Genomic DNA, 20,362 nt, shown 5'->3' on the forward strand with positions numbered 1-20,362 from the left:
CTCAGCTCTCCGCCGCCGACCCGGTGGCCCGCCAGCTGAGCGTGACGTCGAAGTGGCCTTCGGCGGCGGTCTTGGCGATGACCACCCCCGCCTCCGCGTTCAGCTTGATGCCGAAGGAGACCTCGATCTGTTCGGGCTTGAGGTGGCGGAGCGAGTCCAGCACGGATTCCAGGGTGGGGCGGCTGGCGGCGAGCGCCTCGTCGAGCCGGTGTGCCGCTTCGGCGATCCCCTGGTCCGTGCGCGAGACCAGCTCGATCCCCGGGGAGTCGTCGTCGACCTCCACCACCAGGGAGGTCCCCTGCGGGCCCTGGAAGCGCAGCAGCTCACTCACGAATCCCCCTGGTTGACGTGGCTCGCCGATCGGCCGCCGTCAGGATATCCGCGCCCGCGGCGGCGCCGGGGGTTTTTGCGTCGATAACATGAGGCGCAGAGATGATCGGCCCGGCCCCGGGGGTGGCGTGGAAGAGATCAGGCGGGAGATCCGGCAGGCGCTCGACGGCGGTGGCGCCACGGCCTCGCTCGACGTCCTGTGCGCGGCGCTGACCTGGGCCTGTGCCGAGCTGCGCACCCTGGAGGCGGGCCCCGGCGGGACCACGGCGCTGGCAGCGCTCTACGCGCTCGACGACGCCCTGAGCGCGGGCGCCGGGCTCCCCGACGTGGTGCCCGGGCTGCTCGACGCCGCCCGGGCCGGCGCCGGCCTCCGGCAAGGCGTCCGCGAACTGACGGACCGTATGGCGCAGGCCGGGCGGCTGCTCGCCGACGAGCGCGACGCGCTGACCGAGCTGGCGGGCCGGGAGGAGGAGCTGCGACGGCGGCTGGCCGAGCATGGAGAACTACGCCGCCAGGTGGACGAGTTGCGTCGGCTGGAGCGGATCGTCGCGGCCCTGGACGGCCTCGGCGAGCAGCAGGAGGCCATCACCGCCAGGCTGTTGCAGTTGCGCGGCAAGGACGCGGGCGTCGAGGACGCCCTGCGGATCGGCGCCGAGCGGCTGCTGCGGCTGTCCGGCGAGCAGGCGGCGGTGCTGTCGCCGCAGACCCGTCAGACGCTGGAGCTGGCCGACCGCGCCGAGGCCGAACTAACCGCCGAGCAGCAGGACTTCGACGAGGGGGCGAAGCGGCTGGCCCGGGCCCGGGAGCGGCTCACCGAACTGCGCGCCCGGCGCGGCGAACAGCTCGCCGCGCTGCAACTGCACGCGCGGGCCGACGCGGAGCTGGCCAGGGCGCTGGCCGGCGCCGCTGCCGCGGAGGAGCCGGCGCCCGCCGCCGCGTCCGGGCCCACCGTCGCCGCCGAGCGGTCGGCCGTGGCGGAGGCCGAAGCGCTGGCCGACTATCTGGAGGCCAGGCTGCAACGAGTGGATGCCGTCCTACGCGACCTGCTGGACCGGCGGGAGGCGGCGGACGCCCAGGCGCACGCGGCCGTGTCCTGGGCGACGCCCTGACAGTCTCACCGCTGCCCGCCCGCCGTCACGGCGGCGGCACGTCCTCGGCGGTGAAGGCGACCTGACCCGTCATGGGCTCCTGTTCCCCGGGTCCGCGCAGTCGCCGGGCCAGGCGGAGCTCCATCGCCTGGAGCAGGCCCGCCACCGCGCGTGCGTTCCCGAAGTCCCGCGGTTGCGCGGCGCGCCGGACCTCGAACCACGCCGCCGCGCGCTGGGCCGCCTCCGCCGACAGCAGGTAGCGCTGCGCCTCGGCCTTGCGACGCAGGATCTCCACCAGGTCGGCGGTCGGGTAGTGGTCGAACGGCAGCGTCTGGGTGAAGCGGGAGGCCAGGCCGCTGTTGGCGGCCAGGAACTCGCGCATCTCGCGCGGGTAGCCGGCGGCGATCACCACCAGCCGCCCGGGGTACTGCTGCATCTCCCGGACCAGCGTGTCGATCGCCTCCTTCCCGAAGTCCTGGCCGCCCGGGCCGCCGGCGAGGCTGTACGCCTCGTCGATGAAGAGCACGCCGTCCAGGGCGGAGCGGACGGCCTCCTGGGTCTTCGGCGCGGTCTGGCCGACGTACTGGGCCACCAGCTCGGCGCGGGTCACCTCGACCACCTTGTCGGAGTGCAGCAGCCCGAGGCTGTGCAGGAGCCGTCCGACCAGGCGGGCCACCGTGGTCTTCCCGGTCCCGGGCGGCCCGAGGAAGAGCAGGTGCGGCGGCTGGGCGAGCTCCAGGCCCCGGGCCTGACGGAGCGCCACCACGTCGGCCAGCCCGGTCAGGAACTCCCGTACCTGCGGCAGCCCCACCAGGTGGTCCAGCTCGGCCAGCAGGTCGGCGGCGGTCGGCGCCGGGCGCGGCAGGTAGTCCTGGTACTCCGTGGGGAGGTCCTCGGGGAGCAGCGGCCGGCCGAGCTCCTCGCCCACCCGCTCCGCCCAGGCGGCGAACAGCGCGTCGGCCAACTTCCGCACGGCACGGGCGTTGCCGAAGTCCGCGGTGCGGACCCGGTGCATCCCGGCGAGGACCACCCGCAACCGGTCGACCGCGGCCTCGTCCGGGCGCAGGCCGCGGTCGGCCAGCAGCCCGAGCAGGATGGTGTGCAGCGTCTCGGGGTCGTAGTCGGGAAAGTCGAGCCAGGCCGCGTTCCGGTCCTTCAGGCCCGGGTTGGTGCCGAAGAACTCCGCCATCTTGGCGGGGTAGCCGGCCAGCACCACCACGAGCCGATCGCGGTCGTTCTCCATTCGCTGGACCAGCGCGGTGATCGCCTCGGCGCCGAAGCCGTGCTGCTGGTCGCTCAGGGTGTAGGCCTCGTCGATGAAGAGCACGCCGTCCAGCGCCCGGTCGATCAACGCGTTGGTCCGCTCCGCCGTCTGGCCCACGAAGCCGGCGACGAGGTCCGGGGCCTTGGCCTCCACCAGGTGGCCGCGGCGCAGCAGGCCGAGATCGCGGAAGATCTCACCCACCAGGCGGGCGACGGTGGTCTTTCCGGTCCCGGGGTTGCCGGCGAACAGCAGATGGTGGGCCCCGGGGTCGCGCGAAATCACGCCCCGGGCGCGCAGCCCCCGGGCGGCCTCGGCCTGGGCCCGCAGCGCCCGCAGGTGCTGCTTGACCGGCTCCAGGCCGGGCATGGCGTCCAGCCGCGTCCAGGGGCTGTCGTCGTGCGGCGTCACCGAGGTGGCCAAGCCCCGCTCCAGGACCGCGCGCCGGTCGAGCGCGGTCGCCTCGGCGATGAGCCCGCGCAACCCCTCGCGCCAGGCGGAGGCCCGCTGCGGGCGCCCCGCGAAGGAGCGCAGCACCGGTTCCAGTTCCCGCCAGTCTCCCACCCGCAGCCCCTCCTGCAGGCGCAACTGCTGTACCAGGCGGTTCAGTTCCGCGTCCTCCGGGAGGCCGATCCGGAAGGCGCCGCCGAGCGCCGGCTGCTCGATCTGGGCGCGCAGAAAGCCGCTGAGCGCCGGGTAGGAACCCTGACCGGCCACCAGGCGCTCGACCTCGCCCAGGGTCGCCTGCCGGAAGACGAAGATCCAGCGGTTGCTGCCGAGGCGGTCCTGCGCCTGGTCGGCCAGGGCACCGGCCAGTTGGCGGGAGGCCTGGTGGTGCCGCAGGATCTCCGCCGCCTGGGTGTAGACCACCGCGCTGCGCACTGCGCGCTGCCGCAGGTATCCGTGATGCGTCATCACCGCGAAGGGGTCCGCCACCGAGCGCGGGGACGGGGCCGCGGCGGCGGGCGTCGCTGCGGCGTCCGCGCCCAACCGCAGCCGCCCGAGCGGGCCGCTCAGCCTCGGATTGCGCATCAGCTCGCCGGGACCCTCGGCCCGGCCCTGCGCGCCCCGGCCCTCCTCGCCGGGGCGGCTGCGCCGGCGGGAGTCGGCGTCGCGGAAGTAGAGCGGCCGGCTCAGCGAGGAGTAGACGATCCGCTGGTAGCCCGCCGCGCGCAGCAGCCGCCACAGCACCTCCTCCAGCCCGCGCACCCGGTAGTCCGGGTCGACGAAGATGTCGTCCACACCCGGGCCGTACAGCACGGTGAACGGCTCGTCGGTGCGCAGCCGCAGGTCATGGAAGCGCTCCCCGTGCTGCTCCGCCCGGCCGCGCCCGCCAGGCCGGGGTGCCTGCTCGGCCGACCTGGTCACGGGCGGGTGGACCCTTCGGACCGCTCCCCGCGCCTGCGGTGGGCCGCCAGGTCGTACCGGTCCTCGCCGACCGCCAACGGCTCGGGCTCGGGCGGGAGTTCGGCCAGGGGGGCGTGCACCTGGTGGCCGTGCTCGGCGAGGGCCCGCTGGATCGCCTCGGCGCGGCTGCGCCGGTCGGCCTCCGACTCGGTGTCGTGGTCCAGGGAGACCACCCGCAGCACGACGCCGCCCGAGTCCGGCTCGGCGCGCTCGATGTCGAGCACGATCTCGCTGCCGTTCTCGTGACGCAGCTTGGCGAAGAAGGCGCCGCGCTGGTCGGTGTCGGCGAACTCGGCGTCGACGAGGCTGTAGAAGGCGGTCTCGGCCAGCACCTGCGCCACCTCGTCGGCCAGACTGACCCGGACCTGCGAGGCGAGCTGGCTCAGGCCGGCCCGCTGGACGGCGTCGCTCAGCTGGGCCTCGAACATCGGCGCCTCCTCCTCGCAGATCCGTTGCAGGGCCTGCGCGGAGGTGGCCTCGTCCCGGGCCCGCCGCAGCGCCGCACCGGCCAGCCGGCGAAGTTCGGCGAGCCCGCCGCCCGACCAGTAGTCGACGTCGAGCACGACACCCGGGATCTCGCGCTGGTCGGGCCCCAGCACCGACCGCTCGGCGTTCTCCTCGATCAGCAGCTCCACCAGCGCCACTGCCTGCACCGCGGCCGACTGCCACGACCTGCGGGCCAGGTCCTCCTGCTCGACCTTGACCCGCAGCTCGCCGAGCGTGTGGTAGCCGTCCTGGGAGACAGCCAGCGCCGCGTCGTAGCGGCCGAGTTCGTGGTTGCCGCGGGCCTGCGCCAGCCGGGTCAGGACCGCCGCCAACTCACCCGGCGCGTACCGCTCGTGCGGCAGGGTTTCGGCGATCAGCGCCGCCATCGTGTCCGCGTCCGCGAGCCAGGCGCGGGACAGCTCCTCGGCCAGGGCCCGGTCCTGGGTCAGCTCGTCGATTCGCTGCGTCAACTCGGTGCTCTGCGCGATCCGTTCGCGGCGTTCCGCGGCGAGTGCGGACGCCATGGCCCGCTGCTGGGCGTCGAGTGCCGCCCGGGTCTCGGCGCGCAGCTCGCCGACCCCGTCCGCCAGACGCCGCTGCAGGTCGGCGGCCTGCTGCTGGAGGCGCTGGTTGGTCTCGGCCTCCAGGGTGCGGGTCTGCTCGCTGAGCCGCTGGACGCTCTCCTCGCTGCGCTGCTGCCGGCGCCGCAGGTCCGCGAAGCCGCGCTCCACGTCGACCCGGGCCTGCCGGCGCACGTCCTCCACCAGCTTCGGGAGGTCGCGGCGGACCTCCCGCAACTGCTCGGCGCTGCGCAGCAGCCGGTACCAGGCCGACTCGTCCACCTGGATGCGCTTCCTACCGCTCATGTCCCGTTCCCTTCCATGGCGTTGCGGCTCAGCCGGGTCCTGACCGCGTCGACCGCGGCGTCGAAGGCGTCCAGCAGCCCGGGCGGAGGTACGCCCACCAGCAGGGCCGACGGCCCCTCGAGGGCGATCTCGGCGCTGCGCGGACGGTCCTCGAAGTCGTACTCCTCCTCCCCCGCCCGGGAGTCGAGCCGGTGCACCCGCTGGTTGCGGCTGCCGCGCAGCCCTCGTCCGTCGTTCAGCTCCGCGATGTACTGGCCGTCCACCAGGACGTCCACGCAGGCCAGCAGTCGGGCCACGCCAGGGTCGGGCGGGTCCCGGCGCAGCCGCTCCAGGCGGTAGCCCGTGAAGCAGAGCACCGAGAGGTCGCGCTCGGCCCGCGCCCGGGCCACCGTCTCGGCGAGCGCGGCGGCCTGCGCCATGGGCTCGCCGCCGGACAGGGTCAGGCCGGTCACCCGCGCGTCGGCGAGCAGTTCGGCGGCCAACTCCCCCGGGGCGACCAGGCGGGCGGGCCGGTCCGGGATCCAGTCCGGCGACATGCAGCCCCGACAGGTGAACGGACAGCCCTGCACCCAGACCACGGACCGCAGTCCCGGACCGATCGCCCGGGTGCCGACCCTCGTCGCGGCCACGTTGACCAGCGACCCCGCCCCGCTCACCGCGGCCACCCGTCCCGGCCGACGCTGTCGGCCGGGTACTCGTCGTAGCGGAAGGCCGTCCCACCCACCACCACGCGGCTGCCGGGGGCGCAGGTCACCGCGCTCGCCCGGGCGGCGGAACCGTCCGGGCTGTAGCGGATCCTCAGCGAGACCTCGAACCGGCCGCCGACCCACCGGCGTCGGCCGTGCACCCGACCGGCCCCGCCGAGCCGGGGGCTCAGCAGGACGCTGCGGCCGGTCAGCAGGACGCACTCCGGAGCCTGCCCGCCGAAGGCCGGTTCGACGAAGAGCTGTCCGCCGAGTGCAGGCCGCTCCGCGCACAGCCAGCCGAACGCGACCAGCACCAGGACGAGCAGCAGGACGCCGACCAGGGCGCCGAGCGCCAGCGCGAGCACCAGCGCCAGCACGAGAAGGGCGGCGAACCCCAGGGCCACGGGCTGGTGGCGGAGCCGGCGGGCCAACCGCTCGGCCGGGTCGAAACGGTGGTTTCTCTGGTTCATGACCGCACTTCCTCGAGGACGCCCGGCAGTCGGCCGAGCGGGTATTCGTGTGGTGCGCCGCCGCCGAGTGGCCGCAGCACGAGGCGGGCCCGGCCGTCGAGGGCCAGCGCAACGCCGACATGGAACCGCTCCTCCGGTGCGCTGGCGGGCAACCGCGCCGAGCCGACCCGCACGGACGGCCCGCCGTCCACGCCGCGCACCCAGACCTCCACCTCCCGGGGTGCCTGCCCGGCGCCGCCCACCGCGACCCGTCGCCCGCCCTCGGCGGCGAAGACCGCGGGCGCCTCGGGGATCAGGGAGCCGGCCGGACAGAGCGTCAACTCCGCTGCGGCCAAACGGCCGTGGCGCACCCGGCGGGTGCCGACCACGACGGTGTAGGGGTAGCGGTCCGCGGGGTCGACCCGGCCCGCGGCGACCAGGGCCGCACCGAGGACGGCGGCCAGCGCGGGGTCCGTCCCGCCGGGCAGCTCGACCAGCCGCCCCGGATCGCCCACCAGCCGCCGCACGGCCGGCAGCCGGGCCATGCCTCCCACCACGACGACCGGCGGGGCGTCGGTGGTGGCGTCGGCGGTTGCCTCGGCCAGGGCCTGTCGCAGCTGCTCCCGCAGCGGAACCAGCGCGCGCCGTACCGTCCCGGCCGGCACCTCCAGGGCGCCGACCCACAGCACGGGCGTGTCGTCGTACCGCGTCGGGTTCCGCTCGGCGCGACCGACCGCGAGGTCGAGGCGCTCGGCGAAGCCGGGGACGCGGCGCGCGTACCGCAGCGCCTCCAGCGACGCCGCGTCGGCGCCGCCCGGACCGGCGCCGACCAGGGCGTCGTCGAACGCCGCGCCGAACCCGCCGGACGGGGCCCGCCGGACGGCCCCCAGCAGCGCGAGACCGTGCGGCGTGGCGGCGCACACGGTGACCGCCACCGCCGCCGCGCCGAGCTCGCACAGGGCCCAACTCCCCACCGGCTCCTGACCGTCGTGGCGCAGCAGGGCGAGCGCGGCCGCCGCCGGGTGCAACGGTCGCAGCCGAGGGAGAGCGCTGCGGGCCGACCCGAAGACCTCGGCGATCGTGCGGGAGCACTCCGCTCGCGCCGAGTCCGGACAGAGCAGCACGACCGACTCCGGAACCCCGAAGCGGTCGCGGAACGCCGCGCAGCCGGCGGCCAGCACCTGGCCACCGGCCTGGCCCGGCGCCACCGGCAGGCCCTCACCCGGCACGGCCCCCGCCAGGTCGGCCAGGACGGGACGCCCCGCGGTGTCCAGGTGCGCGAGCCGCACGAAGCGGGTTCCGACGTCGACGGCGAGGCTCACCCCTCCCCCTCCGTCCGTTTCCGGCCCGGCAGTCGCCACCGCCGACCGCCCTCCGGTGCATGGGACTCCGCTGCACCGGACCCCCGTCCGCCGGACGCCGGCGGCACCGCGGGCGGCAACTGCGGCGGCGGCCACGCCTGCGGTGCGCCGGCTCCCGGCAGCTGCTGCCGGGAGCCGTGGCCGAGCACCGAAAGGGCCGTCTCCAGGCGCCGCAACTCACCCTCGGAGCAGCGCAGCAGCTCGTCGCGCAGCAGCGCGGTGTCCCGGCGGCCGGCGATCTGCCGGTAGAGATCGGTGGCGAGGTGCGGGGCGCGCCGCCACAGCACCTGGGCCAGCCGGTCCACCTGCGGCGCCGACCAGCCCGCCAGGAGGGGGAGCAGCTCGCCGGCCAGCGCCTGCGGCAGCGGTCCGGCCCCGGCCGTGTCGACCAGCACCTCGCCGAGCCGCTCGGGCTCGGGTCGGCCGTGCGGCAGGCCGGTGGCGATCGCGATCGCGTCGATCCAGCGCAGTTCGGGCAGCGCGGTCAGCGCGGCCAGGACCCGTGGCGGAAGGCCGAGCGTGAGCCAGCCGCGATCGCCGGTCCGCAGCCGTCCGGCCAGCGCGGCGACCAGCGCGCGCTCGACACGGGCCTGCCGGGCCAGCAGTGGCTCCAGCACCCGCCACCGGCCCGGGTCGGGCCGATCGCCCAGCAGGGCGTTGACCACGGTGGCCGCGATCTGGTCGGCGAGGGTGGCCAACCGCCCTGCCAGCGCCCGGGCGTAACGGTCCGTCCAGGCGGCATCGGCCGGATCCGGGCTCGTGCGGTGCGGCGGGTTCGTCGCCGCGGCCCGCCGCTCCCGGGCGAGCTGCTGCTCCAGCGCGGCCAGCGGTGTGCCGACCCGGCCCCGCCCTGCGATCAACCGGATCAGGTCGAGGTCGGCCGAGCGGGCGATGTCCTCGCCGGGCCGCTCCGATTCCCCACCGAGTGGGGCCAACCTCCCCAGGTGATCGGCGAGTTCGGGCCCGTCCACGCTCAGGGCGACCACCCAGAACAGCGGCCAGAGATCCTGGAGCGCCGCCGGACGGTGGTTCGCGGCCGCCAGCGCGAGGATCTGGCGCCACAGATGACCGACCCCCACGCGCGCGAAGTCCTCGGCGTCGCCGGGTGACAGCTCGTCCCGCGTCCACCGGCCGCTGAGGTAGGCGGCGTAGCGGAGCCAGCCGGTGCTCTGCCGTAGCGGCAGCAGCTGGGCCGCTGCCAGCAGGCGGCCCAGCACCGCCTGGTCGAACGCGCCGTGGTCGAGGGCGACCTGCGCCCAGGCACGGCCGAGCTCCGGGTGCTCGACCAGGACGCGGTCGGCGCTCGCCGCCTGCGCGCCGAAGGCCTGCTGGGCCCGCCAGGCCAACGCGCCGCCCCAGGCGAGCTGCGGCCCGGCCGTTGACGCCGGGTCCACCAGGGCGCCGAGCAGGCTCGCGAACTCCGGTGAGCCGGGCCCGCGCAGCTCCCGGACCAGCTCGAGAGCGGCCATCGCCCGGTCCTGCGCGGGCCCGGCGGCGGACTCGGCGAGGACGTCCGTGGCCAGCCAGCGCGGGAGCTCCGGCCGCCAGTGCCGGCGCAGCAGCTCCAGGACGCGCCCGTCCCCGCCGCCGGCGCCGGCCGCGCGGCCGAGGAAGCGGAACAGGACGCCCGCCCGGTCCGCGTCCAGCCCGGCCGCGTCCGGCAGCGCGAGCACCCGGCCCACGTCCTCGACGCGGCCACGGCCCGCCTCGACCTCGGCGACGACGGAGTCGACCAGGTCCACCTCGCGCAGCGCGCGGAACGCGCCGGCGCCGTCGCGCCACTTGAGCGGCGTGGTCGCGCCCAGCAGGTGCCGGACCAGGTCGACGGTGGCGAAGCCCTTGCGGCGCAGGCGGCGCAGCTCGGCCAGGTACCGGCCGGCGCCCGCGTCCGGCGCGAGTTCGGGCGCGGGCTCGCCGTAGCGGACCTCGGTCTGTGCGGAGCGGGCGGACTCCGCGAAGGAGAGCGTTAGCTGATGGTCCGTCAGTCCGCTCCAGGTGGCCGCGCTGAGCCAGCAGCGGCAGCCGTAGGGCAGCAGCGAAGCGATCGCGTCCACCAGCCACACCCGCTCGTCGGGCGGGGGCAGCGGGCGGCCGGTCGGTGTGACGACCACGAGGTGGCCGTCGAGCAGCAGCGCTGCGACGGTGGCCGCCCAGTCGAAGCCCAGGTCCTCCACCGCCGCCGCGAGCGCCTCGGCATCGGCGGGCGCCGCCGCCGGCTCCAGCGGCGGCGCGTCCTGCTGATGCCGCGGCCAGCGCACGGCCGCCGCCGCGTCGGCCAGACCGCTCCAGGTGATCCGCGCGCCGCTGGCCTGGGCCCAGTCCAGGAGCAGCAGCCGCGAGGTGATGATCGGCGCCCCCGTCCCGTCCAGGCTGCCGTCCCAGCTGTGCTCCACCACGGCGCAGGCGGCCGTCTGCTCCCCGTCCACCCCGCTGAGGAACACCCGCCAGGGCAGCTCGTCGGGCCCACCGCCCCGGCGCACGGCCGGTGTTCCGGTCTGCGCGCCCCACAGCCAGCGTCCGGCGCGCGCCTGGGGCAGGCTGCCGCCGAGCACCTCGTAGCCCATCGTCTCGCCGGCGCGCTTGCCGAGTACGGCCCACTGCGCGCTGAGGGGTTCGGCTCCCGGGCGCCGCATGCCGGTCACCGACGCCAGAGCCGGCGGCGACCGCCGCCGGCTCCGGCGCGGTCGCCGCTGATCCTGCGCTCCAGCGCGATCACCGGGTCCAGGACGTTGAGCGGCTGCGGGACGGTGGCGATCCGCGGCTGCCCGTCGACCAGTTCGACGTTGGCGTAGGACCGGTAGTCGAAGATCCCCGCCTCGTTCAGCCGGAAGCCGATGGCGGAGATGGCGTGATAGCTGATCCGGTCGGGGTGGAAGTTGGTGTTCAGCGCGTCCCGCACGAGTCTGGTGGTGGAGCCGCGGAAGGTGTCGCAGAGCCAGGCGAAGTAGCCGGCGCTCAGGTGTTCGGGCACCTGCGGCAGCCGCGCCCCGACGTCGTCCTGCGTCACCCAACCGGCCTCCACCGAGGGCCGGAAGAGCTCCGGGTCGTCGAACTTGGCCACGCAGACGGCGACCTGGTGCGGCAGCCGGCCCCGCAGCAGGCCGCGCTGCTCCCGCACCCGGGAGTAGAGCGCGTTGAGCGTCGCGTGGAAGAACCTCACGCTCTGGGTGGCCGGTTCACCGTCGAGTAGCGGGTCGAAGAGGTAGATCAGCCCCTCGGCGTCGGCCAGCTGGTTCACGATGGCGGCGTGCTGGGGGTGTTCGGGCCGGAACGACTCGCCGCTGACGTCGTGGATGTCGAGCTCGAAGCCCACTTGGCGGATCCCGCCGAGCTGCCTTGGCACCTCGCCCTGGAACGACCAGGTCATGCCCTGCACGCCCACCGTCGCGCCGGGGAAACCGCGTTCCACGGTGAGCTGGTTGACGCTGCCGTTCAGGAAGTCGACGGCCGAGTTGCCGACCCCGCTGACGACCCAGTTGCCGCGCTCGTTGCGGGCGTGCTGCATGGCGGCGATCGGCAGCGACGCGAGGAAGGTGGTCTTGCCCGAGCGCGGCGCCCCCCAAAGGCCGATCCGGACGGTGGCCGGGCCCTGGCCGCCGTCCCGAGGGGACCGCGGGATCGTGGCCGCCCCGGTGTGCCCGTCCATGGACTGCGACGCCCCTGGGACGGCGGTGCCGAAGGACCCGGGCGCGTTCGGACCGAGCGGTGGGTTCGCCGCCCGCGAGCCCTGGGAACGCGAGGAGTTGCCGGACCCGGGCCCGTCCCAGGACGGCCCGCCGGTGCCCTCGTCGGGGCTCTTCTGCTGGTCCGGATCGGTCCCGAACGGCTTGCTGGACGACATCGGCTGCCTCCTCGGCAGGACTGCGGATCAGAGCAGAGGGTGGGCCAACGCGAGCCCACAGGGCGGGCCTTCGGCCCGCCAGGCGGGCAGCAGGCGGCGGGCGACCGAGGCCGGAGGGAGCCGCTGGTCGAGGGATCCGTCGGCGCCCAGCTCCGCCCAGGACTGTGCGCCGTACTGCTGCAGCAGACGGCGCACGCGGTCCGTCGGCGGCTGGTCCGGGAGGCTGTCGCGCCGCACCAGCACGTCGATGCCGTGGGTGCGCAGCGCCGCCAGCTCGGTCCGCCAGTCGACGCCGAGCGGGCAGGCCGGGACGTGCCCGTGCTGGGTCGGCTGCCCTGGTGGCCGACCGCCGAGGACGACGACGCGGCGCTCGGTGCTCGGTGCGGCGTCGGCGGTCGGGGTCGCCATCAGGCGCACCGCCCTGAGCGCGTCCTCCAGCGCGGCGGCGGTGTCCTGGCGGCGCCGGCTCGGCTGCCACTCGGCGAGCGCGGCCAGCGCCACCCCGGGCGTCCCGAGCGGAACGGTGTGCAGCAGGGTGTGCCGCGGCGCGTAGGGGCTCTCGCGGACGCCGTGGTCGTAGTAGCCCACCGCACCGACGGCCGGGCGCGCGGCGGCGCCTTGCGGGCCCGCCAGCGCCGCGATCAGTTCACGGGTGAAGCCGAGCCGCTCGACCACCTCGTCCGGTGAGGCCGCGTAGGAGAGCTCGACGGCGAGGAAGAGTTCGAGGCGAGGTGGTCGGCGCAGCCGCCGCGGCAGGCTGTCGATCAGCTCGGCGAGGTCGACGGTGCCGGCCGGTTCGGCCGCCGTACCGTCCGGCAACCGCACCTCGACTTCGCCCGGCCCGTGCAGCACGAAGACCAGCTCGGCCGGCCGCAGCCCCGGCAAGCTGACGCGGTGCGCCGACACGACGCTGGCCCGGGTGCCGGTGCCGACGTCAGCGTCGGCCTCGTGTCCGGCCAGCACCGGCAGGGTGACCACGGCACCCTCGTCCGGGCCGCCGTACACGGTGAGCGCCACGGCGGCGGTCTCCCCGAGCGGCAGTCGCGCGCCGGCCCGGAAGAGCGTCGTGGTCTGCGGCCGCACCGCACCGCTGTGCGCGTCGACGGCGGCCAGCAACAGCTCGTGGTCGCGTCGCAGCGGCACGCTCCGCAACAGTCGCCGAACCCCCGCAGTACCGCCGGCGGTGGGCCCGACCTGCGCGTCAGGCGCCCGCAGCGACCGCACCACGGCCGCGGCGCGGGCCGGCAGGAGCCAGTCCGGGCGTTCCGACAGCAGGACGGTCCGCTGACCGGCCGCCGGCGGCAGCAGGGTTCCCAGCAGCCGGCGAACGCCGCGGTCGAGGGCGACACGGTCGACCGGCGGACCGGCGCCGATGCCACCGGCCAGCTGGAAGGCGCGGACGGCGGGGTCGGCGGCGAATTCGGGGACGATCGAGCCCCAGGCCGCACCGCCGACCTCCTCGGCCCAGGGGATGCCGTTCGGGTCCGTGCCCGCCTTGATCAGGCCGACCCGCTCGGCGGTCAGCTCGACGAACCAGAGCACCGCGTCGGGCTTCGCGACCAGCTCCGCCAGCAGGCGGTCCCAGCTCTCGCCGTCGACGCCGCCCACCGCGGCCCGTGCGGCAAGGGCGGTCGCTCGGGCGTCCCACTGATCGCGCGCGGCACGCAGCGCCTCGCGTTCGCACCGGACGTCCTCCTCGACCGGTGCGCCGAGGAAGTGATCGCCCTCGAGCCGCCAAGCGCAGACCGGACAGCGGCTGCCGCTGTCCGCCGGGCTGCAGCAGACCGGGCAGGCCCGGTCCGGGCCGCGTAAGCCCCCGCTCATCGATTGTCCCCCAACTCACCTGCACGGGCCTTCGTGAGACCCGGTCGAAAACCTGCGCTGCCCCCCGACAGCCTCCTCATGTTGGCACAACGCACCTGTGTGGCACGAGCGTTCTGACACATGGTTGATGGTACGGATACGGACTGCCCGTCCTGACCTGCGAGAACCGTGCGGCAGGTCAGCCGATCTGACGGCGGACCAGCTCGTGGAACACGCCGCCCCGGTCGGCCAGCAGTTCGGTCGGCGGCCCCTGCTGGATGACCCGGCCCTCCGACATGACGATCACGCGGTCGGCGTCCAGCACGGTGGACAGCCGGTGGGCGATGACGATGCGGGTGGCCTGCAGCTTGCGGGTGCTCGCGATCACGATGCGCTGAGTCTCGTTGTCCAGGGCGCTGGTGGCCTCGTCGAAGAAGAGCACGCGTGGCCGCCGGATCAGGGCCTGCGCGATCATCAGCCGCTGTCGCTGTCCCCCGGAGACGGTGCCGCCGCCGTCAGAGAGCACGGTGTGCATGCCCATCGGCATGAGCTTGATGTCCTCGGCCAGGCCGGCCATCTCGGCCGCCTCCCAGGCCTCTTCCAGCGAGAACAGCTCGGCGCCGCAGATGCTGTCCAGAATGGAGCCGGTGAACGGCTGGGCGTTCTGCAGGACGACACCGCACTGCCGGCGGACGGCCGCCTGATCGAGGGCGGCGAGGTCCTGGCCGTCGTAGAGCACGCTGCCCGAGGCCGGTCGGTCGAAGCCGATGAGCAACCGGAGCAGGGTCGACTTGCCGCAGCCGCTGGCCCCGACGATCGCGACGAACTCTCCTGGCTGGACCTGGAACGACACGTTGTCGAGAACCAGCGGCCCGTCCTCGGCGTACCGGAAGGAGAGCTGCCGCACCTCGATCCCGCCGGCCAGCGTGCCGGGTTGGGCACTACCACCGCGGACCTCCGGAAGCTCCTGGAGCACCGGCTTGATCTGCTCGAACATCGGCAGGACGGCGGCGGCCGAGATGAGCGCGCCGGTGAGCTGCGTCGCCGAGGTCAACATCATCGTCACCGCGGTGTTGAAGGTCAGGAAGCCGCTCGCCGACAGGCTCCCGCGGGCCGGGCCCGCGAGCAGCACGAACATGAGGAGCGTGCAGAGCGGCAGATAGACCGCGTTGAGCACCGTGATCAGGTTCTTGATCCGGCCGACCCGCTGCTGCAACTCGCGGCTGCGGGCGAACTCCCTTGCCCAGGCGGCGTAGGCGAAGCTCTCCGCCGCGGCGACCCGCAGCTTGGGCAGGCCGCGGAGCGTCTGGAAGGCCTGGTTGTTGAGCTTGTGGTTGAGTTTGATCAACCGGCGCTGCCAGCGGAGCTGCCACATGCCCAGGCCCAGGAAGAGCGAGGCGATGACGATCAGCAGGGCGATCGCCGCCAGCGCCAGCAGCGGGCTGTAGCAGAGCAGCAGAACGAGGTTCACCGCCCCGACCGTGCCGGCCTGCACGGTCACCGACGTGATGCCGGACAGCACGCGGCGGATCGCGCTGATGCCCATCGCCGCGCCGGCCAGCTCGCCGGTGGAACGCTCGGCGAAGAACCTGGTCGGCAGGCGCAACAGCCGGTCCCAGACGGCCGGTTGGAGCGTGGCCTCGATCCGCCCCTCCAGCCGCAGGATGGAGATGTTCTGCAGCAGCATGAAGGCGGCGGAGACGAGGGTGGCGGCCGCGACCGCCAGTGCGGTCTGGACGATCAGGCCGTTCTCGCCCTGCGGCACGTAGGCGCCGAGCACCTGTCCGGTCGCGATCGGCACCAGGGTGCCGAGGCCGACCGCGACCAGGCCGCCCAGGATCAGGTTGCGCAGGTCGGCGCGGGTGCCGCGAACGCTGAACCCGAGCAACCGCCAGGCGGACAGGGCCTGTTCGGGCAGCGGCCGGTAGAACATGACGGCGCGCGGTTCGAACTGGTCCGCACTCGCCGCGTCGATCCGGGTGCGCCTGCCGGTGACCGGCTCCACCGCCTCGTACCGGCCGCGACGCCACAGCAGCGCGACCGGGGCGCCACTGGCGGCCCGCTGGCCCACCAGCGGGCCGGTGTTCTCTCGCCACCAGCGCCCGCCCAACGTGACCACCCGGGTACGGAATCGGGAGCTCAGGGCGATGCGCTCGACCGGGTTGAGCCGGCTGATCGACGAACCATCCGCCGCCGAACCACCCGCCGACGAACCACCCGCCGCAGGCTCCACGACCTTGATCCCGGCCGCCTCGGCCACCAGGCGGCAGACGGCGAGGGTCGCGTCCTCGCCGCCCGCGCCGTGGTCACCTGCGGCACTCCCCGACCTGGCGGACCTGGCGGACTTACCGGCCTTCGCGGACCTGCTGCCCTTCGCGGACCTGCCGGCCTTCGCGGGCCGGCCGGACCTGTCGGGCCCGTCGATCGAGGCCAGCAACGCCTGATCCGCGTGCGCGCGCACGGCTTCACCGGCCTTGATGCCGGCGGCGGTCCGGTCCTCGTGCGCACGATCCAGCTGCTCGATCCAGCGGTCCAGCGCGAGCAGCAGCCGCGACTGCTGGTTGATCAGGCGCTGCCACAGCGCGCCGTCGATGAGCAGGTCCCAGGCGCCCTCCTGGCTCATCGGGGCACCGTACTGCAGGCTGCCGGGATCCACCGGCATCCAGAGGATGTTCTCGTCGGCCGGCTCGTACCCGCCCACCGGCGCGTCGGAGCCGGGACCGGGCATCTCGAACAGGACGCGCAGGCCGCGTCCGATGCCGCGGGCGAACGCGTCCTCCAGCGGGCTGAGGACCGGCTCACCGCCGTCGGGCGACCACTGGTCGCCGTACTGTTGGTACTGGTACTGGTGCTCGTAGTTGTACTCGTACTCGGGCCGGAACAGCTCCCTGAACTCGATCCGGCGCAGCACGCAGCCCCGCAAAGGCCGGCCGACGAGGGTGTGTTGCGGGCCGTCGACCGGCCCGAGCAGCAGGGCCCCCGTCTCGAGCCGGCCGAGGAAGTGCCAGCTGCCCTGGTTGACGGCGTCGACCGCGAAGAGGTCCATCGCGCCGTCCGCGACCAGCCAGAGCACCTGCGGCCCCTCCAGCCGCAGGCTGCGCGAGCTCGCGCAGTCGACCAGGGTGCCCAGGCCGCCCAGGGCACCGACCACCAAGTCGCCGGTGGCCGGCGGATGGTGAACGGATGTCATGTCAACGCTCCCCGACCAGCTCGGCGTACGGCCCGCCGGCGGCCACCAGCTCCTCGTGGCGCCCGCGTTCGACGACCGTCCCGTGGTCCAGCACGACGATCTCGTCGCTGTCGCGCACCGTGCTCAGCCGGTGCGCGATCAGGACGCAGGCGCAGCCACGGCGCCGCAGGTTGTCGATGATCACCTGCTCGGTCTCGGCGTCCAGCGCGCTGGTCACCTCGTCGAGGACCAGCACGCTGGGCCGGCGCACCAGAGCCCGGGCGATCTCCAGCCGTTGCCGCTGGCCGCCGGAGAAGTTGTGGCCGTCCTGCTCCACCCGGCTGTGAATGCCGCCGGGTCGCCGGGAGACCACGTCGTGGACGGCGGCGTCCTTCAGGGCGGCGATGACGGCCTCGTCGGATATCGACGGGTCCCACAGCGTCACGTTGTCGCGGACGGTGCCTTCGAAGAGGAAGACGTCCTGGTCGACGAACGAGACCGAGGCGGAGAGCGAGCCGCGGGAGATCTCCTCCAGCCGCTCTCCGTCGATCCGGATCGTGCCCTCCCACGGGCTGTAGAGGCCCGAAATCAACCGGGACACGGTGGACTTGCCGCTCCCGGAGCCACCGACGAGGGCGACCTGCCGGCCCGGCCCGACCGACAGGGAGAAGTCGGTGAGCAGCGGCTGGTCGAGCGGGCTGTAGCCGAAGGTGACGCCCTCCAGCGTCACGTGTCCCCTGAGCCTGCGGGTATCGGCGGCCGGCTCCTGCTGCGCGTCTCGCGAGCTGGACGGGTTGGCCGAGTTGCGCGAGCTGGGCGGGTTGACCGAATACCGGGAGTCCACCGGGAAGTTCTCGACGTCCTTGAGCCGGGACACGTCGGCCGCGAAGTCCTGGGCCCGGCCCGCCACCCCGTTCAGCCGGGTGACCGGCGCGGTGAAGCTGGTCATCAGCGTCTGGAAGGCCACCAGCAGGCCGATCGAGATATGGCCCTCCACCGCTCGAAGCCCGCCGATCAACAGGATGAGCGCACTGTTCAGCGCCGCCAGCGTGGGAGCGACGACGGCCAGCACCGCGCTCGGCACGCCGAGTCGCTGTTGTCCGTCCAGGGTGGTCGCGTGTTGGCCCGCCCAGCGACGGAAGTACCCGTTCTCGCCCCCGGTGGCCTTCATCGTCTCGATCAACTGAAGCCCGCTGTACGAGGTGTTGGTCAGCCGGGCGCTGTCCGCGAGCAGCCGCTGGGTGCCGGTGGCCCGGATCCGGACCACCACCCGCATCGCCACCACGTTGAGCAGCGCGACGGCCACCCCGATCAGGGTCAACTGCGGGTCGTAGGTCCACAGCAGGACCGCGTAGAGGACCACGACCAGGGCGTCCACGCCGGCGGCGGCGAGGTCTCGGGCCAGCGTCTCGGCCACCGCGTCGTTGGACTGCAGCCGCTGCACGAGCTCGGCCGGGTTGCGCTGGGCGAAGAACGTGACGGGCAGCCGGAGCAGATGCCGCAGGAAGCGGGCGCTGCTCAGGGTCGACGCGATGATCCGGCCGCGCAGCAGGTTCGCCTGCTGAAGGCCCGTCAGCACGGCGGTCAGCAGCACCAGCGCGGCCATCGAGGCGAAGAGCACCGGCAGCAGGGAGGACTGGTTGCCGCCCGGGCCGCTGCCCCCGACCACGAACGTGTCGATGTACGTCCGGCTCACGGCCGGCGCCGCCGCACCGACGGCCACCAGCAGGAAGCTGGCGGCCAGGGCGGCCAGCAGGGTGCCCGTGGTGCCGCGCAGCCGGGCCGGCAGCGAACGCAGGATGCCCGGCTTCCGGCCGCCTCGGCGGAACCTGGCGCCGGGTTCGAAGGTCAGCACCACACCGGTGAAGCTGGCGTCGAACACCTCGGGCGAGACGAACCGGCGGCCCCGGGCGGGGTCGTTGAGGTGCACACCGCGCCGGCCGAAGCGCCGTCCCATGCCGTCGAAGACGACGAAGTGGTTGAACTCCCAGAACAGGATGGCCGGCGCCCGCACCTGGGCCAGGGCGCTCGGCTCCATCTGCATGCCCTTGGCGTCGAGGCCGAACCCACGGGCCGCCTTGAGCACGTTGCTGGCCCTGGAGCCGTCGCGGGAGACCCCGCAGGCGATGCGCAGTTCCTCGAGGGGGACGTGCCGGCCGTGATGACCGAGCACCATGGCCAGTGCGGCGGCGCCGCACTCCACGGCTTCCATCTGAAGGATGGTGGGGGTGCGGACGGCCTTCTGCTTCTTCGGCTTCTGCTTCCTGCGCGTCGGCGTGGGCGCGGGCGTCCGCCTCCGCGTCGGCATCGGCGTCGGCTTGTGCTGCGCGGTCAAGGAAAGAGCCAATCGATCGGATGCTGCGCGGCCAGGTGCACGGCACCACTGACCAAGGTCATGGATTCGATCGGATCCGGCGGACCGCTCGCCGACGACCACGCGTAGCCGGACCTCGTGCCGGCCGACCGGTCCAACTCGACCAGGACCACCACGGGTTGGCCCTGAGCCGAAAACTGCTCGCCCAACTGGCCGTCCCCGAGGAAGCCGGTGATCTGCTGCTGCGTCTGGGGGACCCGGCCGACCGCCTTGACGTGGCCTCGCAGCACCCCGAACTGCTGTGCCGGCGCCGACTGGACGCTCAGGTCCACCGCCGCGCCCACCGGCACCGTCGATGCACTGCCGCCCGGCACGTACAGCAGCGCCACGATCGGGTCGTCGGCATGGTCGATCCGCTCGACGGTCGCCAGATCCGCGCCGGTGGCGACCACCGCACCGATCTTGGCCGACAGCGCGGTCACCCGACCCGCCGCCACCATGCGCACGGTCGTGTCCGCCTGCCCCGTGCCCTGACCCGTCCCCTGGCCCGTGTGAACGCTGAACAGCTGCGCGCCGACGGGCAGCGTGTCGCCCTCGTTGGCGAATACCGCGGTGACCTGACCGGCGACCGGACTCTGCAGGACGTAGCTGCCCTCCGCATGGGTCAGGATTCCGGGTGCGCTCAGCTTTGACGACACCGTCCCGAGCACCGCCCAGGAACAGGCGGCTGCCATGACGACCGCCGTCACGGCCAATACGAGCCAACCCTGCGGCCGGGCGAAGCGCACCGGTATGTCGAGCTCTTCACGCGATTGCAGCTTGGAAAGCGCCTGCTGGCGGAACTGCACGGAACTGATCCTTCAACGACGTTCGTCCGGCGCTTTCGCCTGAGGCATTCGTCTGCAACATTCGACCGCAGGATTCTCCTGCGGCATTCGACTGCCGTTGACGCGTTCAGCTACCGAATTGATCTGCGGCATTCAGCTACCGCGTTGAGGTGGCGGTGAGGTCCGTGGACCCCGGAATCGGGGGGCAGCCGGGGTCCACGGCAGGCGCCTGGGTCAGAGACCGAGGCCCATGGTGTTCACGCCGGCCAGGCCAGTGACGTTCGAGACCAGGCCGGTGACCTGCGAAACGGGCACGATGGACTCGACCGTCCCGAGAAGGTCGCCGAGACCGACATTGACACCGGCGCCGACGCCCAGCGCGGAGACGCCGGCGGCGATGCCACCGGAAACGTTGTCCAGGTCACTGTCGGAGATCTCGCGGGTCTCGATCTGGGAGGCGAAGTCGTTACGCAT

The 20,362-nt window shown here is 74.1% G+C and carries 14 protein-coding genes; 1 reads left to right on the forward strand and 13 read right to left on the reverse strand.

Features of this window, described 5'->3' with window-relative positions:
* Nucleotide 1: 1 nt before the first annotated feature.
* On the reverse strand, nt 2-331 hold the full coding sequence (locus ABH937_RS23735) for a CU044_2847 family protein (RefSeq protein WP_280692742.1): 330 nt from the start codon (nt 329-331) through the stop codon (nt 2-4).
* Between the two features lie 127 nt (nt 332-458).
* On the opposite strand from ABH937_RS23735, the gene ABH937_RS23740 reads away from it, so the two are divergent.
* Nucleotides 459-1,439: a hypothetical protein gene (locus tag ABH937_RS23740; protein ID WP_370219381.1), complete on the forward strand. Its 981-nt coding sequence runs from the start codon at nt 459-461 to the stop codon at nt 1,437-1,439.
* 25 nt (nt 1,440-1,464) lie between these two features.
* On the opposite strand, the gene ABH937_RS23745 is transcribed toward ABH937_RS23740, so the two are convergent.
* The 12 genes from ABH937_RS23745 to ABH937_RS23800 form a co-directional block, all read right to left on the reverse strand.
* Nucleotides 1,465-4,047 carry an AAA family ATPase gene (locus ABH937_RS23745; protein ID WP_370219382.1) on the reverse strand — a complete coding sequence of 861 codons (2,583 nt, stop codon included), beginning with the start codon at nt 4,045-4,047 and terminating at the stop codon, nt 1,465-1,467.
* Complete coding sequence (locus ABH937_RS23750) at nt 4,044-5,438, reverse strand: hypothetical protein (protein WP_370219383.1); 1,395 nt, start codon at nt 5,436-5,438, stop codon at nt 4,044-4,046. Before ABH937_RS23750 ends, ABH937_RS23745 begins: the two co-directional genes overlap by 4 nt.
* Entirely contained in the window at nt 5,435-6,094 is a 660-nt protein-coding gene (locus tag ABH937_RS23755; RefSeq protein ID WP_370219384.1) for a 4Fe-4S single cluster domain-containing protein, read from the reverse strand. The genes ABH937_RS23750 and ABH937_RS23755 overlap by 4 nt, the downstream gene beginning before the upstream one ends.
* Complete coding sequence (locus tag ABH937_RS23760) at nt 6,091-6,594, reverse strand: hypothetical protein (protein WP_370219385.1); 504 nt, start codon at nt 6,592-6,594, stop codon at nt 6,091-6,093. The genes ABH937_RS23755 and ABH937_RS23760 overlap by 4 nt, the downstream gene beginning before the upstream one ends.
* Complete coding sequence (locus tag ABH937_RS23765; protein WP_370219386.1) at nt 6,591-7,895, reverse strand: hypothetical protein; 1,305 nt, start codon at nt 7,893-7,895, stop codon at nt 6,591-6,593. The genes ABH937_RS23760 and ABH937_RS23765 overlap by 4 nt, the downstream gene beginning before the upstream one ends.
* Nucleotides 7,892-10,567, reverse strand: a complete 2,676-nt coding sequence (locus ABH937_RS23770) for a hypothetical protein (protein ID WP_370219387.1) — start codon at nt 10,565-10,567, stop codon at nt 7,892-7,894. Before ABH937_RS23770 ends, ABH937_RS23765 begins: the two co-directional genes overlap by 4 nt.
* A 5-nt stretch (nt 10,568-10,572) precedes the next feature.
* The gene (locus ABH937_RS23775; RefSeq protein WP_370219388.1) at nt 10,573-11,775 is read right to left on the reverse strand and encodes a hypothetical protein; all 1,203 of its coding nucleotides are present in this window, start codon (nt 11,773-11,775) and stop codon (nt 10,573-10,575) included.
* A gap of 27 nt (nt 11,776-11,802) precedes the next feature.
* Nucleotides 11,803-13,599 (reverse strand): hypothetical protein, encoded by a 1,797-nt coding sequence (locus ABH937_RS23780; protein WP_370219389.1) that lies wholly within the window; start codon nt 13,597-13,599, stop codon nt 11,803-11,805.
* A gap of 178 nt (nt 13,600-13,777) precedes the next feature.
* Nucleotides 13,778-16,768 carry an NHLP bacteriocin export ABC transporter permease/ATPase subunit gene (locus ABH937_RS23785; protein WP_370219390.1) on the reverse strand — a complete coding sequence of 997 codons (2,991 nt, stop codon included), beginning with the start codon at nt 16,766-16,768 and terminating at the stop codon, nt 13,778-13,780.
* 1 nt (nt 16,769) lies between these two features.
* Nucleotides 16,770-19,055, reverse strand: coding sequence for an NHLP family bacteriocin export ABC transporter peptidase/permease/ATPase subunit (locus ABH937_RS23790; RefSeq protein ID WP_370219391.1), 2,286 nt, complete (start codon nt 19,053-19,055; stop codon nt 16,770-16,772).
* Nucleotides 19,056-19,078: 23 nt separating this feature from the next.
* Nucleotides 19,079-19,909: an HlyD family efflux transporter periplasmic adaptor subunit gene (locus tag ABH937_RS23795; protein WP_370219392.1), complete on the reverse strand. Its 831-nt coding sequence runs from the start codon at nt 19,907-19,909 to the stop codon at nt 19,079-19,081.
* Between the two features lie 213 nt (nt 19,910-20,122).
* Nucleotides 20,123-20,362: a type A2 lantipeptide gene (locus ABH937_RS23800; RefSeq protein ID WP_280692719.1), complete on the reverse strand. Its 240-nt coding sequence runs from the start codon at nt 20,360-20,362 to the stop codon at nt 20,123-20,125.

The sequence above is a fragment of the Kitasatospora sp. GAS1066B genome (assembly GCF_041262605.1).
GTDB lineage: Bacteria > Actinomycetota > Actinomycetes > Streptomycetales > Streptomycetaceae > Kitasatospora.

Coding starts and splice junctions, on each gene's coding strand:
- ABH937_RS23770 (WP_370219387.1), bottom strand. CDS start 10,567: ATGCGGCGCCCGGGAGCCGAACCCCTCAGCGCGCAGTGGGCCGTACTC.
- ABH937_RS23785 (WP_370219390.1), bottom strand. CDS start 16,768: ATGACATCCGTTCACCATCCGCCGGCCACCGGCGACTTGGTGGTCGGT.
- ABH937_RS23790 (WP_370219391.1), bottom strand. CDS start 19,055: ATGCCGACGCGGAGGCGGACGCCCGCGCCCACGCCGACGCGCAGGAAG.
- ABH937_RS23800 (WP_280692719.1), bottom strand. CDS start 20,362: ATGCGTAACGACTTCGCCTCCCAGATCGAGACCCGCGAGATCTCCGAC.
- ABH937_RS23775 (WP_370219388.1), bottom strand. CDS start 11,775: ATGTCGTCCAGCAAGCCGTTCGGGACCGATCCGGACCAGCAGAAGAGC.
- ABH937_RS23750 (WP_370219383.1), bottom strand. CDS start 5,438: ATGAGCGGTAGGAAGCGCATCCAGGTGGACGAGTCGGCCTGGTACCGG.
- ABH937_RS23760 (WP_370219385.1), bottom strand. CDS start 6,594: ATGAACCAGAGAAACCACCGTTTCGACCCGGCCGAGCGGTTGGCCCGC.
- ABH937_RS23780 (WP_370219389.1), bottom strand. CDS start 13,599: ATGAGCGGGGGCTTACGCGGCCCGGACCGGGCCTGCCCGGTCTGCTGC.